General features: G+C 65.0%; 7 protein-coding genes. All 7 read left to right on the top strand.

Annotated elements, in window-relative coordinates; translation table 11 throughout:
* Positions 1–219 precede the first annotated feature (219 nt).
* Complete coding sequence (locus tag PCA20602_RS10070; RefSeq protein ID WP_150721066.1) at positions 220–1,260, top strand: putative 2-aminoethylphosphonate ABC transporter substrate-binding protein; 1,041 nt, start codon at positions 220–222, stop codon at positions 1,258–1,260.
* A gap of 87 nt (positions 1,261–1,347) precedes the next feature.
* The gene (locus PCA20602_RS10065; RefSeq protein ID WP_150721065.1) at positions 1,348–2,442 is read left to right on the top strand and encodes a putative 2-aminoethylphosphonate ABC transporter ATP-binding protein; all 1,095 of its coding nucleotides are present in this window, start codon (positions 1,348–1,350) and stop codon (positions 2,440–2,442) included.
* Between the two features lie 5 nt (positions 2,443–2,447).
* Complete coding sequence (locus PCA20602_RS10060) at positions 2,448–4,244, top strand: putative 2-aminoethylphosphonate ABC transporter permease subunit (protein WP_150721064.1); 1,797 nt, start codon at positions 2,448–2,450, stop codon at positions 4,242–4,244.
* An 88-nt stretch (positions 4,245–4,332) separates the two neighbouring features.
* Entirely contained in the window at positions 4,333–5,466 is a 1,134-nt protein-coding gene (locus PCA20602_RS10055; protein ID WP_150721063.1) for a 2-aminoethylphosphonate--pyruvate transaminase, read from the top strand.
* A gap of 489 nt (positions 5,467–5,955) precedes the next feature.
* Entirely contained in the window at positions 5,956–13,863 is a 7,908-nt protein-coding gene (locus tag PCA20602_RS10050) for an autotransporter-associated beta strand repeat-containing protein (protein ID WP_174980945.1), read from the top strand.
* Between the two features lie 202 nt (positions 13,864–14,065).
* Positions 14,066–14,545, top strand: coding sequence for a DUF488 domain-containing protein (locus PCA20602_RS10045; protein ID WP_150721061.1), 480 nt, complete (start codon positions 14,066–14,068; stop codon positions 14,543–14,545).
* Positions 14,546–14,918: 373 nt separating this feature from the next.
* Positions 14,919–16,289 (top strand): DHA2 family efflux MFS transporter permease subunit, encoded by a 1,371-nt coding sequence (locus PCA20602_RS10040; RefSeq protein ID WP_150721060.1) that lies wholly within the window; start codon positions 14,919–14,921, stop codon positions 16,287–16,289.
* Positions 16,290–16,458: the final 169 nt, after the last annotated feature.

Here is a 16,458-nt window from a genome sequence, read left to right as displayed (position 1 = left end):
ATTTTGCAACACCGTCGGGGTGAGTCGGTTGCGGCAACGACAAAACCCTATCTGAATCAACGATTTCCATACTATTGGAGGTATTTGACGAACAGATGACAAAAGCTAAGGGTTTCAAGAAAACGACATAATTTGCCAATAAAATGCAAAAAATCGCCTCAAAGAAGGCTTTGCCCGTACTCACAACGCGACCGTGATCGCGACCCACAGGAGCCATCCATGAACTCATCCTTGCGCCGTGCCATGCGCGCCGCCGCTGTTCTCGCAACAGGCCTCGTCTGTGCCGTACAGGCCGGTCATGCGTTCGCCAAGACCACGCTGACCGTCTACACGGCGTGGGAAGTCGAAGTGATGCGCCCGTACGCCGAGGCGTTCCAGAAGGCGAATCCGGACATCGAGATCAAGTACGTGCGTGACTCCACCGGCGTGGTCACGGCGAAGGTCCTCGCGGAGAAGGCCAACCCGCAGGCGGACGTGATTGCCGGGCTCGCCGCGTCGAGTCTGGAGCTCATCAAGCAGGAAGGTTTGCTCACGCCGTACGCACCGAAGGGCTTCGATCAGCTCACGCGTGCGTACAGCGATAAGGCGAATCCGCCGTCGTGGGTCGGCCTCGACGTGTGGGGCGCCACGGTCTGCTTCAACACGGTCGAAGCGGCCAAGCGCAATTTGCCCAAGCCGACGTCCTGGGAAGACCTCGCCAAGCCCATCTACAAAGGGATGATCGTGATGCCGAATCCGGCGACGTCCGGCACCGGGTTCCTGGATGTGACCGCGTGGTTGCAGATGTTCGGCAAGGAAGGCGGCTGGAAGTACATGGACGCTCTCGACAAGAACATCGTCAAGTACACCCACTCGGGCTCCAAGCCCTGCCGCGATGCCGGCGCGGGCGAATACCCCATCGGCATCTCGTTCGAATTCAACGCGCATCGCACGAAAGCCGCCGGCGCCCCCATCGATCTCGTGTTCCCGAAGGAAGGTCTCGGCTACGACATCGAAGCGGCGGGCATCGTGAAGACGACTAAGAAGCTCGATGCCGCCAAGCGCTACATGGACTGGCTCGCCAGCAAGGAAGCGAATGAGATGTACGCGAAAGACTGGGCGATCGTGGCGTACCCGGGCGTCGCGAGGAAGTTCGAGACGATCCCTGCGAACTACCCCGATCTGCTGGTGAAGAACGACTTCACGGAAATCGCCAAGAGCCGCGAGTCGGTGCTGTCCGAGTGGCAGAAGCGCTACGGCGCGAAATCGGAAAAGAAGTGACGTCTGGCGTCGCGCTGCCCGCACTGCCTTGCGCGGCAGCGCAAACGAACGCCCCTCACTCACGTGACAACGCAGGAGGTCCCCCGAATGAGCGACGATCCTCGCCAAAGTACGTATCTGAGTCTCGCCGGCATCCACAAGCGGTTCGACAACACCGTGGTGCTGCATGACATTCACCTCACCGTGAGACGCGGTGAGATGCTCTGCTTCCTCGGCCCGTCGGGCTGCGGCAAGACCACGCTGCTGCGCATCATTGCGGGGCTGGAAGCGCAAACGCAGGGCACGCTGTCGCAAAACGGCCGGGACATCTCGCGGCTGCCGCCGATGCAGCGCGATTACGGCATCGTCTTCCAGTCGTACGCGCTGTTTCCGAATCTGAGCGTGGCGCAGAACGTGGCCTATGGCCTGACGAATCGCCGGGTGCCTCGCACCGAGCGCGATGCGCGTGTGGCCGAGTTGCTGACGATGGTCGGGCTGCCCGATGCCGGCGGCAAGTTCCCCGGCCAGCTATCCGGCGGCCAGCAGCAACGTATCGCCATCGCACGCGCACTCGCCACGTCGCCGGGCCTGCTGTTACTCGACGAACCGCTCTCGGCGCTCGATGCGCGCGTGCGGGTGCGTCTGCGCAGCGAGATCCGCGCGTTGCAGCAGCGGCTCGGCATCACCACGATTCTCGTCACGCACGATCAGGAAGAGGCGCTGTCCATGGCCGACCGGATCGTCGTCATGAATCAGGGCGTGATCGAACAGGTCGGCACCCCCGGCGAGATCTATCAGCATCCGGCAACGCCGTTCGTCGCGGACTTCGTGGGCAAGACCAACATCCTGCCCGCGCGACTTGGCGACGCAGGACGCGTGCGCGTCGGGCAATTCGAACTGACGTGCGGCACGCTCAACGGATGCCGTGCCGGTGAGGACATCCGTGTCTTCTTCCGACCGGAGGACGTGCGCGTGCGCGATCTGGACGACCTCGACGACGATGCGAATCTGTTCGACGGCGCCGTCGAGAAGATCGAATTCCTCGGGGCATTCTCGCGCGTGACGTTGCGCATGCAGGCCTGCGATCACCCGCTCTATGCCGACCTCTCGCCTGCGGACATGCAGGCCCTGCAACCGGCCACCGGCGGCGCGCTGCGCTTCGCGGTGCCGAGCGCCGCCGTGCGCGTCTTCCGTCAGGGGTAGCCACGATGAGTTCCGTATCCTCGACATTGACCGGCGCGCCGCAAACGCCTGCTTCATGCGCATCACCCACGACGGCCGACCGGCCGCCGCCCTCGGCGGTGCGCCCGGTGCGGCTCGCCTCGCACTGGACCGATCGTCTCGCGCAGGCGTTGCTATTGATCGCGGCGGCGGCCGGCGTGCTCTTCCTGCTCGCGCCGATGGCCGCAATTCTGGTCAAGAGCGTGCAGGACAACGACGGGCACTTCGTCGGCCTGCGGCACTTTCGCGAGTACTTCCATTCCCCCGCCCTGTTCGGCTCCATCTGGAACAGCGTGTGGATCTCCATGGTGACGACATGCATCACGGTGCCGCTCGCCTTCATCTTCGCGTACGCGCTCACGCGCAGTTGCATCCGTCACAAGACGCTGCTGCGCAACATCGCGCTGATTCCGATTCTCGGCCCCACGCTGCTGCCTGCGATCTCGTTCATTTTCTGGTTCGGCAATCAGGGGCTGCTGCGTCCGTTCATGGGCGACATCGATATCTACGGACCGCTGGGCATCGTCATGTCGCTGGTGAACGCCACGTTCCCGCACGCGCTGATGATTCTGATCACCGCGCTCTCGCTCACCGACGCCCGGCTCTACGAAGCGGCGGACGCCCTCGGCACACGCGCGGTGCGACGCTTCTTCACCATTACGCTGCCGGGCGCGAAGTACGGTGTCATCAGCGCGGCGATGATCGTCTTCACGTATGCGATTTCCGATTTCGGCATTCCCAAGGTCATCGGCGGCGACTTCAATGTGCTCGCCACCGACATCTACAAACTGGTGATCGGCCAGCAGGATTTCTCCAAGGGGGCCGTGGTCGGGCTCGTGCTGCTGGTGCCCGTGGGCATCACGTATCTGGTAGACGCTGTCGTGCAACGCAAGCAACAGGCGTTGCTCTCGGCGCGCGCCGTGCCTTACGTGCCGAAGCCGTCGCGCGGTTTCGACTGGCTGATGGCGACGATGTGCTGGGGCATGGCCGCGATCATGCTCGCGATTCTCGGCATGGCCGTGTACGCGTCGTTCGTGAAGTTCTGGCCGTACAACTTCAGCCTGTCGCTGGGCCACTACCGCTTCGGCCTGATCGAAAGCGGCGCCGTGGATTCGTACGTCAACAGCTTGCAGATGGCATTCTGGTGCGCCGTCTGGGGCACGGCCGCCATCTTCGTGATCGCCTATCTGCTGGAGAAGACGCGCGGCATGGCATGGCTACGCGGCTTCATCCGCATGATGGCCGTGCTGCCGATGGGCGTGCCCGGGCTGGTGCTCGGTCTGGGCTACATCTTCTTTTTCGTCTCCGAGGCGAATCCGTTGCACAACCTGTACGGCACGCTGGCCATTCTGGTGATCGTCAACGTCGTGCATTACTACTCGTCGAGCCATCTCACGGCGGTGACGGCTCTCAAGCAGATCGATCCGGAATTCGAGTATGTGTCGGCGTCGCTCAAGGTCCCGTTCTACCGGACGTTCTGGCGCGTGTCCGCACCGATCTGCCTGCCGTCGATCATCGACATCAGCCGGTATCTGTTCGTCAACGCCATGACGACGGTCTCTGCGGTCGTGTTCCTTTACTCGGCCGATACCTCGCTCGCGTCGGTCGCCATCGTGAACATGGACGAGACCGGCTCCATTGGCCCTGCGGCGGCGATGGCCACGCTCGTCGTACTCACTTCGATGCTGGTGTGTCTGCTCTATCACGGCATGCAGATCATCGTGGAGCGCTACACGCAGGCGTGGCGGCGGCCTTCGGGCATGACCTCACGCAAGGGGCATTGATGCCGGTGTCGTCGTGAAATTTTTTGCACATCCGATGTTTCGCCAACTCGTTTCATTGGTTTCATCATTCGTTCGATAGGAGACGGTCATGATTCTCGGTCAGGAACCGATTCTGCTCACCCCCGGCCCGCTCACCACGTCGCCGGCTACACGACAGGCCATGCTGCGCGACTGGGGGTCGTGGGACGCCCAGTTCAACCAGATCACCGCCTCGTTGTGCCGCGACCTCGTGGGCGTGGTGCATGGGGGCGACGACTATGTCTGCGTGCCGCTGCAAGGCTCGGGGACGTTCTCGGTCGAAGCGGCCATCGGCACGCTTACGCCCCGCAGCGCCCGCATTCTGGTGCCGGACAACGGCGCGTACTGCCAGCGCATCCTCAAGATCTGTCGCTATCTCGGACGCGACGCCGTCGCCCTCCCCATCCCCGAAGATCAGGCCGCCAGTGCCGCCGCCATCGACGAAGCGCTCTCGCGCGATCCGTCGATCACGCACGTGGCGCAGGTGCATCTGGAAACCGGCGCCGGGGTGCTCAACCCGCTCACGGAAATCGCGCGCGTGTGCCAGAAGCACGGCAAGGGGCTGATCGTCGACGCAATGAGTTCGTTCGGCGCGGTGGAGATCGACGCCCGGTCGATGCCGTTCGACGCGCTCATCGCCGCGAGCGGCAAGTGCCTCGAAGGCGTGCCCGGCATGGGCTTCGTGATCGTGAAGAAGTCAGTGCTGGAGGCGAGCGGCGGCAACAGCCATTCGCTGGCGATGGATCTGCACGACCAGTACGTCTATATGCAGAAGACGACGCAATGGCGCTTCACGCCGCCCACGCACGTGGTCGCGGCGCTGCGTGCCGCCGTCGATCAATTCCTCGCCGAGGGTGGACAACCGGTACGCGGTGAGCGCTACCGGGCGAACTGCCGCACGCTGGTGGACGGCATGGCCGCGCTCGGGTTCCGGCCGTTTCTCGCGCCGGAAGTGCAAGCGCCGGTCATCGTGACGTTTCACGCACCAGCCGACAGCAAGTACGACTTCAAGGCGTTCTATGCAGCAGTGCGCGAGCGCGGGTACATCCTTTATCCGGGCAAGCTCACGCAGATCGAAACGTTCCGCGTGGGATGCATCGGCGCCATCGACGACAACGAGATGCGCAATGTCGTCACGGCGATCGCACAGTCGCTGGCGTCGCTCGGCATTCGTCAGGTGGCGCCGCTGACGCGAGCGGCGTAGCGCACGCGGTAGACCGCGACGCGTCTACAGTGCGACGCGCAGTACGACGTCATCGATCATCGATGCATGGCGAGTGACCTGCGATGTCACTCGCCATCGCCTCTTTGGACGGTTCAAGTGCTTTAGGGAATCGTCCGAAACTTCGCGATTCTCCCGGCGCCGCAAGGGCGTCGTCTCCGTCACGACAAGGTCGCGCACGGCCTTGATTCCCCTGCCAAATCCGGCGTCGATGTTTGTCACTCGATGCAGCTCGTCACGTCCGGCGCACGGGCAATTTCCCATCGTGCTTCCTAGAATGGCCCGCACATTTGCCGTGCATTAGCGCCTGGCCAGGCGTTGGAAAACGGTGATCGACGGCGTCCGCCTGAAGCCTCGATCGCACGAGCCACCGCCGCCATCGTCTCCCCCCGAATGCCGCCAGCCATGGGTGTGCCGCCATCGCGCGCCCCGCCCTTTCTGCACTCCACGCCTTTTGGGAACCGGAGCACGATGAACAAGCATCTCTATCGATTGGTCTGGCGGCATTGCCGCATTGACGTCGTCCCTGTGCCGGAAACGGCGCGGCAAAGCACTGGCGCGCCGGCCTCGCGCGTGCGCCGGGCCGGTGGCCGTAACGGCGCGTCCATGTCGGTCTCGCTCACTCGCGTATGCCTCGCGTGCATTGCGTTACTGGGGGCGCTGTCTTCCACGTCGTCATGGGCGGCGTGCTCGGCAGCGGGCAATGTGGTGACGTGCAGCGGCGCCGCGAATCCGCTGGCGCCGTCGTACGCCAACTCGGCCAGCAACTTGCAGGTGAACGTGAACAGTGGTGCGGGCGTAGGCGTGTTGCTCGGGGTGGGCGGTACGGCGCTGACACTCACCGGAAGCAACGTCACGCTGATCAACGGCGGCACCATCGATCCCTCGTTGCTCGGTGGCATCGGACTTCTCGCGACGGGTACCGTCGTCGGCAATGGAAGCGCGGGGGGCAGCACGCAGACGGTGACGAACAACGCGATCATGCGCGGCACGGTCGGTGTGCTTGGCGTGAATCTTCCCGGGCTGACGGGACTCGCGCTGACGGTGCAGAACGCGACCGGCGGCACCACCAACATCAGTAACAACGGCACGCTCGGGGCCACGCCGATTCTCGGCGTGTCGCTCACCGGCAATGGCAGCGCGCCGGTCGCTGCCACGTATGGCGGTGCGGCCGTCAACTTCTCCAACACCGGCACGGTGCTCGGACGGGTCGCGTTTGCGCCGAACGGCACGGCAGGCGCGGGGAACACGTTCAGCAACGAAGGCACCTTGAGTGGCAGCGTTTCGCTCGGCGCCAACAGCACCAACACCTATACGGCGGTCACCGGTTCGACGTTCAACGACGGCGGAAGCCCCGGCCTCGGCGCCCTCCCCGTCACCGGATTCAATCTGGGTTTCGCGGCAACGGGCGTCGTGGACGGCGGTGCAGGCGGCAACAACTCGCTGGTGCTTCGCAATTCCGCGAACAACGCGACGACGACAGGCACCGGAACACTGAGCGGCGCGAGTTACCTGAACTTCTCACGTGCGACAGTGAACGGCGGCACCTGGACGCTTCAAGGGCCACTGTCCGTCACGTCGACCACCCTCAACGGCGGTCTCGCGATTTTCGACAATGCCGGTAGCTTCGGCACGGGGACGCTCACCGTCAACGGCGGCGCCATGCAGGCTGCCAGCGCAGGACTGACGATTACGCTGCCGACCACACTCGGTGCCAACGGTTTGGCGGTCTCCGGCACCAATCCCCTGACATTGGGCAGCACGGTCACCGGCACAGGGGGCGTATCGCTCTCGGGTACCGCACGCCTGACGCTTTCGGGCACCAACGACTATGCGGGCGGGACTTCGCTCACCGGCGGTACGCTGGTTGCTGGCAGCAACGCCGCGTTGGGCAGTGGCGCGGTTCAGGTGTCCGGTGCGACCGGTGTGCTGGATGCCAGTGCGCCGGTCACGCTCGCAAACGCGATGGCCATCGGTGGCGGTAGCACCCTGACGCTCGGGGGAAGTGCCGCACTTACGTTGTCCGGGCCAATCAGCGGCGGCGGCAGTCTGGCCAAGCAAGGCGCACAGACGGTCACGCTGACCGGAGCGAATACGTTCAGCGGCGGCGTCAACGTGGTGGCGGGCACGCTCGCGCTGGCAGGCGCCGGGACGCTGCAAACCGGTGGCACGCCACTCACGCTATCGGGAGCGGGCGCGGTCTTCGACATGTCGGGCGCGAATGGCGGCAGAACGATCACGACGCTTGCCGGTGTCGGCAACACGCAGATCGCACTTGGCGGCAACAATCTCACGCTTGGCGGCAACACCGGAAGTGCGTTTGCAGGCACGATCGGCGGCACGGGCGGCATCGTCAAGTTCGGCGCGGGCGCCCAGACCATTACCGCGCAGCAGACATTCACCGGCAGCATCGTAGTCGGCGGCGGCGCTCTCGTGATCGGTGCGGGTGGCGGTTTGTCGTCGCAGAACGCGGTAACGCTCGGCGATAGCTCGACCTCGTTCGACATCAGCGCCGCCGATGCACAGACCATCGGATCCCTTAGCGGCGGGGCTGCGCAGGTCCAGCTCGGTGCCAACACCCTCACGTTCGGCGACAGCACGGGCGAAACGTTCAACGGCAGCATTCACGGCACCGGCGCACTCATCAAGCAAGGCGGCGGCGTGCAGACGCTCGGCGGGGCGAGCGACTTCACGGGCGGGGTCACAGTCACCGCCGGTGGCTTGCAGTTGGGCAATGCAAGCGCCATCGGCACGGGCACCCTCGCCCTCGGCGATCAGACCACGCTCGATACCACGCAAGCCCTGACCCTCGGCAACAACATCACGCTTGGCGGCACATCCGCCATTCTCGGCAGTGCCGATCTGACGTTGACCGGCGCAGTGACAGGCAGCGGTGCATTGCAGAAGTCGGGGCCGGCGACGCTGACCGTGAATGGCTCGGGCAACTGGACCGGCGGCACGACGATCAACGACGGCGCGCTCGCCATCGGCAGCGGCGGCTCACTCGCGGCGCAAGGTGCCGTTGTGCTGAACGGCGTGAACAGTCCGGCGGTGACGCTGGACATCAGTGGCGCGTCTGCTGCGCAGACGATCGGGGCGTTGTCGGGCAGCGGCACGCTCGCGCTCGGCACCAACACGTTGACGTTCGGCGACGGTACCGACCAGACGTTGAGCGCCACGATCACGGGGACAGGCAACCTCGTCAAGCAAGGGGCTGGCACGCAGACCCTGACGCAAACGTCGACATACGCCGGGGGTATCGACATCGCCGATGGCACGCTGGCATTGGGCGGTGGTGCAGCACTGCAAGGCGGCAATGCGCTGACGCTCAGCGGCGCGAACAGCGTGTTCGATATCGGCAGCGGTGGCGCGTCGACCCTCGGGACGCTCAACGGGGTGGCGGGGAGCGCGATTTCGCTGGGCGGACAGACGCTCACGCTGAACAACGCCACCAACGCGGCATTCGCCGGCGCGATTCACGGCACCGGCGCGCTCATCGTCTCAGGCCCTGGGGTGCAAACGCTCGCGGGAGCAAGCGATTTCTCCGGCGGCGTCAGCGTCGGTTCGGGAGGTCTGGTCGTCGGCAACGATCTCGCGTTGGGGGCGGGGACTGCCACATTCGGCAATAACGCCACGCTGGACAGCACACAAGCCGTTACGCTCGGCAACAACGTTAACTTGCTCGGAACGCTGTCAGTACTCGGCACGCATGACCTCACCCTGAACGGCGCACTCTCCGGCGCGGGCGGCCTCACCAAATCAGGTACGGCGACACTCACCCTTGGCGGTAGCAATACTTACGCCGGGCCGACATCGATCAGCGCGGGTACGTTGGCGCTGGGCGCGGGCGCGTCGTTGAATGCGTCCGGGTCGGTCAATGTCGCGAGCGGCGCAACGCTGGACCTGTCCGCCGGGAATGGAACGCAAGTGATCGGTACGATCAATGGCGCGGGCACGGTGAACATCGGGGCACTCGTCACCGAAATCGGCGGTGCGGGCAACGACACCTTCAGCGGCAGCCTCACGGGGACCGGCTCGGTCGTAAAGATCGGCACCGGCACCGAGACGCTTACGGGACTCAACACCTATACCGGCGGCGCCGTCATCCAGGCAGGAACGTTGGCGCTCAGCGGTGCCGGAACGCTTGCCCCGACGGGTGCCGTCACGCTCGCCAATGCCGGATCGACTTTCGATGTCTCGGGCGCCAATGGTGCGAGAACCATCGGTGCGCTCACGGCCGACGCCGGCACACAGATTCGGCTCGGCACCAACACGCTGACGTTCGGCGATGCGACCAGTCACAGCGTCGCGGCCATCGTGAGTGGCAGTGGCGGTCTCGTCAAACAAGGCAGTGGAACGACAACGTTACTCGGCGCGCAGCTATACACCGGTGCAACGACGATTGCCGACGGCACGCTGGCCCTCGGCGCGAACGCGACGCTCGCGCCGGGCAGCAACGTCTCGCTGACCGGGGCCGGGGCGGTGTTCGATCTGAGTGCGGCGGGCAATCAGTCGTTGGGCCATCTTTCAGGCACCGGGGGCCGCGTCGTGCTCGGCGGCGGTAGTTCGCTCACCGTCGGCAACAGCGATAACGCCACGCTCGCCAGCGCAATCTCGGGCACCGGCTCGCTCATCATGGACGGCAGCGGCAAGCTGACGCTGGGTGCGCAGAACACGTTTGCCGGCAACGTCGGTGTGAACAGCGGCACGCTCGCGCTGAGCAATGGCGGCACACTCTCGATCGCCAATGACGTGACGCTGGCCTCCGGCGCCACGTTCGACGTCAGCGCCGCCACGACGCCTGTCATCGGCTCGCTCGCCGGAGCAGCGGGCAGCACTGTCGACATCGGCACGCAAACGCTCACCTTCGGCAGTGCGGCCGATGCGACATTCAGCGGTGCGATCAACGGCACAGGAAATCTCGTCAAACAGGGGAGTGGCACGCAAACGCTGAGTGGCGGTGCGGCGCTGGGCGGCGATGTGAGCCTTGACGCGGGCACGCTCGCATTGCGCAACGGCACACAACTGGGTGGCAAGAATGCCGCGCTCACCGGTGCAACAGCGGTGCTCGATATTTCGACCGGCCCCAGTCAGACCGCCGCGACGATCGCCGGCGTGGCCGGCAGCGCGATCAATCTCGGCAATACGACGCTGACGCTGGCGGATGCCTCAGGCAGTGCGTTAGCGTCCGACATTCACGGCGCGGGCGGCAGCCTCGTCAAGCTTGGCAGCGGTGTCCAGACGCTCTCGGGCAACAACGACTTTACGGGGGGCGTGAGCGTGCAGGCGGGCGGCGTCGCTGTCGGCAGCAACACGTCACTGGGCACCGGCACGGTGAGCTTTGCAGGGGGCACGTCGCTGGATGCGACGCAAGCGACGACCCTCGGCAACCAGATCACGCTAGGCGGCGACCTCGATGTCGTGGGATCCCGCGATCTCACACTCAATGGCGCCATCAGCGGTGCGGGCGGCATCTCGAAGAACGGCGGCGCGACGCTCACGCTCAACGGGCAAAACACCTACGCGGGCGCAACCAACGTCAACGCCGGGACGCTCGCGCTCGGCGCCGGCGCGAGCCTCAACGCGGCGGGTGTCGTCGATGTCCATACCGGCGCGGTCTTCGATCTGTCAGCGGGTAACGGCACACAGACCTTTGGCGCGCTGACCGGAGGCGGCGCGATCAATATGGGCAGCAATACGCTGGAGGTCGGCGCGAGCGGACTCGACGAAACCTACAGCGGCGGTGTGATGGGCACCGGCAGCCTCGTGAAGGTGGGGACCGGTATAGAAACGATGACCGGCACGAACACCTTCACCGGCGGCACCGTCGTGCAGGCGGGCACGCTGGCGCTGGGCGGTGCCGGAACGCTGGCGCCGTCGGGCGCCGTCACCTTGCAGAACGCGGGGGCGACGCTCGACATTTCCGGCGCGAACGGCGATCGCACCATCGGCGCACTCACCTCTCAGGCAGGGACCAACGTCACGCTGGGAAACAACACGCTGACATTCGGCGATGCGTCGAGTCACGTCGTGAGCGGCACGATCAGCGGTACGGGAGGTATCGTCAAGCAAGGCAGCGGCACGCAAACGCTGAGTGGACAGAACACGTTCACCGGTGGCACGACATTGAACGCGGGCACGTTGACCGTGGGCAGCAGCACCGCGCTCGGCACTGGCGGGCTGACCGTTGGGGGGAACAGCACGCTGTCTGCGACGTCGCCGGTCGGCGCATCCGTGACGCTTGGCAACGGCATCGCCGTAGGCAATGGCACAACGCTCACGATCGCCGGGACGACACCGCTCACGCTTGACGGCCCCATCTCTGGCGGCGGTGCAATCTCGCTGAACGGCACCGGTGTCCCGGGAGGCATCACGCTCGGTGGCAACAACAGCCATACCGGCGGCACGGCGGTGAACGGCGGCAACGTGACCGTGACCTCGCCAACAGGCCTCGGCAGCCCTTCCGGTGGCGGCCTGACCCTCTCGCAAGGGAACGTGACAACGCAGGGCGTGAACGTCGTGCTGCCCTCATTGAACGGCACGACGCAAGGCAGCCTCACCGTCAACGGCGGCTCGGTGTCGGTGGGCTCAGGCAATTTCCCCGGCAGCGTGTCCGGCTCAGGCGGACTCATCAAGACCGGCAGCGGCTCACTGACGTTAGGGACGCAAAATCCGCTGACCGGGCCGACGACCGTGGCGGGCGGCACGCTGAACATCGGTGGTCTGCCCAACTCTCCCGTGACGGTGCAAACCGGGGCTACATTGACAACACCGCCCCCAACCAGCGCCGGTGGCACGGGTGACGGCGCGCAGACAGGGCCGCTGACAGGTGCTGGTGGCAGCCAGATCGTGGTCAGCGCCCCCGGCGCGACGCTGGGGGTCGGCGGCAATCTGACGCTTCAACCGGGCGCCACCCTGCAAGTCAACGCCGCACCCGGCACCGCCCCGAGTCAGGTCAATGCCACGGGGAGTGCCTCAGTCAGTGGCAGCAATCTCATCGTGAACGCCGCGCCGGGAACGCAACCGGCAGATGCCGTCAATGCCGTCATCGTCTCGGCGACCGGGGGCGTCTCCGGCCAGTTTGCGGCAACGTCGACCAATCTTCTCTATCTCACGCCGCGGATCAGCTACACGCCGAGCTCCGTCCTGTTGACGCTTGCGCCTAACGGTACACCATTGCCCGCCGGCGCCGTGACACCCAATCAGCGGGCTGTGGCCACCGCCGTCTCGTCACTGGGGACCGGCAACACGCTGTATCAGGCCGCGCTTGGCCTCACGGCCGCCACCGCGCCTGCCGCGTTCGAGAGTCTCGATGGAAGCTTGCACGCGTCGATATCGTCAATGCTGCTGGGACAAACGCAAATCGCGCGCGATGCCGTCTCACAGCGGTTACGCGACGGTCTTTCGCTTTCGCTGGACTGCGAGACGTCTTCGACAGGCGGCGACCGTATGCCCGATGACGCCAACGACGCATCGCCATCGTCGGGAGCCAGCCGCGACGGCAGCAGCGCCTGCCGGTCGCAACGTCGTGCGACACAGGCTTGGGCATCCATCTACGGTAACGACGGCCAGATGCGCAACAAATCCGTCGCCGACGGCGGCTCAGGCGCCGCAACGCTGCATCGACGCGGCATGGGCGTGCTGGCCGGGGTCGATGCGCCGTTCGCCGACGCATGGCGCGCGGGCGCCTTCGGCGGTCTGGGGCACAGCACGTTCAATACCGGCGCCAGCGCCTCGGGCAGCAGCAACGATGCGCAGATCGGCGCTTATGTGAGCCGTCGCTTCGGGCGCCTCGGCGCCACGGTTGGAGGCGGCTATGGCTGGCAGCAAATCAGTTCGCAGCGTGCCATCGCGATTGGTGCCGTCGCGCAAACGGCCCGCGCGAAATATGACGCTGCCGTGTGGCAAGTCTTCGGGGAAGCGGCGTGGCGTATGGATGCTGGACGTGTGAGCGTCGAGCCGTTCGCGAATGTCGCTTATGCCCGCGTGCGCACCGACGCGTTCGACGAGTCCGGCAGCATCGCCGCGCTGCATGCCGACGAGCAGACGCAGGGCATCACGTTCTCGACGGCGGGCCTGCGCGGGGAAGTCTCGTTCGGCATCGGGATGGGCGTCGCCGCCTCGGGTCGGCTGCGCCTGTCGGCGGGGTGGCGTCACGCTTATGGGGCGAATGCGCCGGACATGCGATTGGCGTTCTCGGGCACTTCGGCGGGCTTTACGGTGGCGGGCGTGCCGATAGCGCGAGACGCGGCGGTCGTCAGCGCCGGGGTCGATGCGTTCGTTGGCCGCGCCGTGACCCTCGGCGTGAGCTATGCCGGACAGTTCGGCGGCAAGGTCAGCGACAACTCGGTGTTCGGCAACGTCAACTGGCGCTTTTGACGCAGGCCGTTGACGCAGTCCATTGACGTGGACCGTTGATGTGAACCATTGACGCAGAAAAAGGGCCGGCGCTCGCTTGCGTCGGCGGCCTCCGGTAAGCTTGCGGGTGTCGCGCGCGGATATCGCACACCGGTGTTACGCACGGGTTTCATACCCGGGTTTAACATCACAACGCGCGCCCCATCCGGAGGCTGCCCCCCTCATGCCGTCATCGAAAGCGACTGATACCGCATCATCGGCCAAGGCCAAGACCACGACCGCGACGGCTGCGGCGACCGCCAAGCCCGCGCGCAAGCGCAGCGCCAGGCGTCTGGACATCCGTCTGAAGCGCGCCTACGACGCGCCGGATCCCGCTGACGGGCAACGCGTACTCGCCGACCGATTGTGGCCGCGCGGACTCGCCAAGGCGAAGGCGCAGATCGATTTCTGGGCGAAAGACGTCACCCCGAGCACGCCCCTGCGGCAGTGGTTTCACCAGCACCCCGAGCAGTTCGACGAGTTCCGTCAGCGCTTTCTCGACGAGCTTGCGGCACTCGACGCCCAACACAATGCGATGCTCACGGAATTGCGCGAACGTCTCGCCCAGGGCCCCGTCACGTTGCTCACTGCTGCGCATCGTCTCGTCGACGACGACACGCCAACGCATCTGCATGTCCTGCGCGACTTTCTCGAATCGCACTGACCGTCACCGACCGTTACCCCCCACGGGTTCGCCAGACACAACAAGGTATCGCAACGCAACACGGTATTCCGCCTCTCAAAACGACGTGGGACGAGAGGCACGCCTCGGGAAACCGCATGCTTTCTGGCTTTGCGCGTGGACGAGACGAGCGGAATTGAAATTTGCTATAACGCTCGTAAGCCTTCCCGCTCGTTTTGTTCGACCGACGGTTCCACGGACCGTACGACTGGCTGTCCGGCCGATTGTCTGATTGTCTGATTGCCCGGTGGATTGGCCGACTGACGGTCTACCTGCCGTTGTCCATACCCGCCTTCGGGCGGGCTTCGTTTGTCACCCGTTTACTCCCGTCGCCGCGATGGCGACATCATGCCTCATGCTCGTTCCGCTCATCGTCGCCTGTGCGCTGTTCATGGAGAACATGGATTCCACCGTGTTGTCCACCTCGTTGCCATTGATCGCGCAGGATCTCGGCGAGAGTCCGATCACGCTCAAGCTCGCGCTGACGACCTACCTCATCAGCCTCGCGGTCTTCATTCCCGTCAGCGGCTGGATCGCTGACCGCTTCGGCACGAGAAATGTCTTTCGCACCGCCATCGGTGTCTTCGTGCTCGGCTCGATCTGCTGCGGCATCTCGACCAATCTGCCCGAACTGGTGATTGCGCGCTTCGTGCAAGGTATCGGGGGCGCGATGATGGTGCCGGTGGGGCGGCTGGCGCTGCTCAAGTCCGTCGAGAAGCGCGACATGGTGCGCGCGCTCAACTATCTGACGATCCCCGCCCTCGTCGGCCCGGTGCTCGGGCCACCGCTCGGTGGCTTCATCACCACGTATTGGCACTGGCGCTGGATCTTCTTCATCAACATTCCCATCGGCGTACTCGGCTTCGTGCTGGCGACGAAGTTCATCCCCGATCTCTATGAAGACGAGGTACCGCCGCTCGACGTCAAGGGCTTTCTGCTGTCGGGCTTCGGTCTTTCCATCCTGATGCTCGGACTGTCGACCATCGGTCGCCACCTGATTCCGACGCCGCTGGCGCTTGCACTCGTCGCGGTCGGTGCGGCGTTGCTCGCGGCGTATCTGCGTCACGCGAAGGGGCTTGCGCACCCGCTGCTGCGGCTCGATCTTTTCCGTATTCCCACGTTCCGTGCGGGTGTCGCGGGCGGCACGCTGTTTCGTATCGGTGTAGGCGCAACGCCGTTTCTGCTGCCGCTGATGCTGCAACTCGGCTTTGGCATGACGCCGCTGGAGTCCGGCGCACTGACCTTCATTTCTGCGGCCGGGGCGATGTTCATGAAGACGCTCTCGCTGCGTATTCTGAAGCGTTGGGGCTTCCGTCGCGTGTTGATGACGAACGCGCTCATCGCGGCGGCAACCATCGGCGGGTACGGTCTCTTCACCGCGCAGACCTCGCATCTGGTGATTCTCGGCACGCTGCTCTTCGGCGGCTGCTTCCGCTCGCTGCAATTCACGAGTCTGAACGCAATCTCCTACGCCGACGTACCGGCGCATCGCATGAGTCAGGCGACGAGCCTTGCCAGTGTCGCGCAGCAGGTGTCGCTCACGCTCGGCATTACGATCGGCGCCGCGGTGTTGCAGACGTCGTCGTGGCTGCATGGGCGCGATCATGTGACCAACGTCGACTTCCCGTGGGCCTTCCTTGTCGTGGGGCTCGTTGCCGTCAGTTCGACGATCTCGATTGCACGTCTGTCGCGCGATGCAGGTAGCGAACTGGCGCAGCGGACGTAACCCGCAGCAAGATCGTCACCTGCGAACATCACACCGCTAGGTGTCCTCTATCACACGTCCCGCAGCGTTGAATTCACTCGCCACGTAGTGGCGTACTGGCACAGCGATGAGGTTGATCGCCTCCTGACGTCGATCATCGGACGCCTCACGTCCATAAAACAAGAACGCC

Origin of the sequence: Pandoraea capi (genome assembly GCF_902459735.1) — a bacterium.
In the GTDB taxonomy this organism is placed as follows: Bacteria; Pseudomonadota; Gammaproteobacteria; order Burkholderiales; family Burkholderiaceae; genus Pandoraea; species Pandoraea capi.
This window is presented reverse-complemented; position numbering and strand designations above follow the sequence as displayed.

What these genes read in the sequence shown, in the direction of transcription:
- PCA20602_RS10070 (WP_150721066.1), top strand. Translation starts at nt 220, where the DNA reads ATGAACTCATCCTTGCGCCGTGCCATGCGCGCCGCCGCTGTTCTCGCA.
- PCA20602_RS10040 (WP_150721060.1), top strand. Translation starts at nt 14,919, where the DNA reads ATGCTCGTTCCGCTCATCGTCGCCTGTGCGCTGTTCATGGAGAACATG.
- PCA20602_RS10060 (WP_150721064.1), top strand. Translation starts at nt 2,448, where the DNA reads ATGAGTTCCGTATCCTCGACATTGACCGGCGCGCCGCAAACGCCTGCT.
- PCA20602_RS10045 (WP_150721061.1), top strand. Translation starts at nt 14,066, where the DNA reads ATGCCGTCATCGAAAGCGACTGATACCGCATCATCGGCCAAGGCCAAG.
- PCA20602_RS10065 (WP_150721065.1), top strand. Translation starts at nt 1,348, where the DNA reads ATGAGCGACGATCCTCGCCAAAGTACGTATCTGAGTCTCGCCGGCATC.
- PCA20602_RS10055 (WP_150721063.1), top strand. Translation starts at nt 4,333, where the DNA reads ATGATTCTCGGTCAGGAACCGATTCTGCTCACCCCCGGCCCGCTCACC.
- PCA20602_RS10050 (WP_174980945.1), top strand. Translation starts at nt 5,956, where the DNA reads ATGAACAAGCATCTCTATCGATTGGTCTGGCGGCATTGCCGCATTGAC.